The organism is Priestia sp. P5_B4 (assembly GCF_056400385.1).
On sequence record NZ_JBFULJ010000927.1, the window covers coordinates 1 to 1,451 of the forward strand.

A 1,451-nucleotide genomic window follows, 5' to 3' on the forward strand; every position below is an offset into this window, starting at 1 on the left:
AGTAAAAAGAATCCTGATCATTGAAAAGACTTCCAAAACCTTTTAGGAATTAAAAAGTTTTGGAAGTTTTTTTTATGAATTTCATCTAAAGTTCATAAAAGTATGATATATTTTTGAACATAAAAATACTTTTGTGTTTAAGCATCCAGCAAAAAAGGAATATCTTGTATAGGTTTCCGCTCGGGTGTGACAACCTCAAACAGAAGAAGGAAGGTGCTAACTAAAAAGTCTTCGAATGCCCGTAGGCAGCATAAATGAATAAGCAAATATAGGTAAAAAATTAATAAGTATGTTACAATACCTAGTGAGTTATAACAATGAATTTTACGATATGAAAAGACCATATGGGAAAAGATGAGAAAGGAAAGATACGAATGCCTAGATGGATAAAAAGAATGCTAGTTGTATTTATTACAGTATTTACATTTGGGCTTGTCACTCCACCAGAATATTTATACGTTGATGATGCAAAAGCGGACAAGCAACATAAAGCAGGGTATGTAAGAGAAACAACTCCTGTCACAGCTGTTATAGAAGATATTCATTTGCCATATGAAGAACCAAAATATGAAGACGTTTCATCATTTGTTACGTATGCAATGGAATCAGCTGAAAAACAGTCAGTGGAAAAATTCGGAACAAAAATTGGACCTGTCATTGAAGATGAATTTCGTCAATCAGTGTTACCTAAAATTGAAGAAGTGCTGACCGACATTGGCACTGAACGTGAACAGTCAATTCAGAATCTCGAGATAAGCGAGCATCCTGCTGCTGGCTACGGTGAAAAGATTTTCCATGTATATGACCGGGAAACCGGTCAGGACTTAATACGATTTCATGTACGGCGTGAAAATCCTCCAAAAGATGGATACTGGTTTAATTTTCACTATCATGCGGCTGCAGATAATTTTCAGAAGCATTATGATTTAGGGAAAATTTATTGGAACCGAAACATGCCGCCTAAATGGTTTAGCTGATAATAGACACAACATTCTGCGATTTCGAAATGTTAGCTTTTTTAAGCTAGCATTTTTTTACGTCTAAAACCGTTAGAGTCTAAATAAGCTGAAACATTAGCACAACGATAAAAAAATCGTTTATAATGAAGTCAGACTTCTTACCATAGAATAGTGAGAAGGAACGAATAGATGCTGGAGGTAACACAATGAAACAATTTACGGAAGAAAAACAATTTCGCGAACAAATTAAGAACGAAACACTAAGCGTTGGGATTTTTACGACAACGTGGTGTCCTGATTGCAAACGTTTGGATATGTTCATTGATGAAATCGTTGATGAAAACACAGATAAAGCATGGTTTAAAATTGACAAGGATGAGTTTGAAGAACTTTCTGCTGAAAACAATGTAATGGGTATTCCTTCTCTTCTTGTATATAAAAACGGTGAAAAAATTGCACACTTGCACAGTGCAAATGCTAAAACGCCTGAAG

2 protein-coding genes are annotated in these 1,451 nt (G+C 34.9%); both read left to right on the forward strand.

Annotated features, from left to right (window positions below):
- Positions 1 to 374: 374 nt before the first annotated feature.
- Positions 375 to 977 (forward strand): YpjP family protein, encoded by a 603-nt coding sequence (locus AC1DRF_RS27545; protein ID WP_427076264.1) that lies wholly within the window; start codon positions 375 to 377, stop codon positions 975 to 977.
- 188 nt (positions 978 to 1,165) lie between these two features.
- The coding region (locus tag AC1DRF_RS27550; RefSeq protein ID WP_477742252.1) for a thioredoxin family protein at positions 1,166 to 1,451 on the forward strand (286 nt) is incomplete at its 3' end.

Excerpts from the sequence above, each read along its gene's own strand:
- AC1DRF_RS27545 (WP_427076264.1), top strand. The coding sequence starts at position 375 with ATGCCTAGATGGATAAAAAGAATGCTAGTTGTATTTATTACAGTATTT.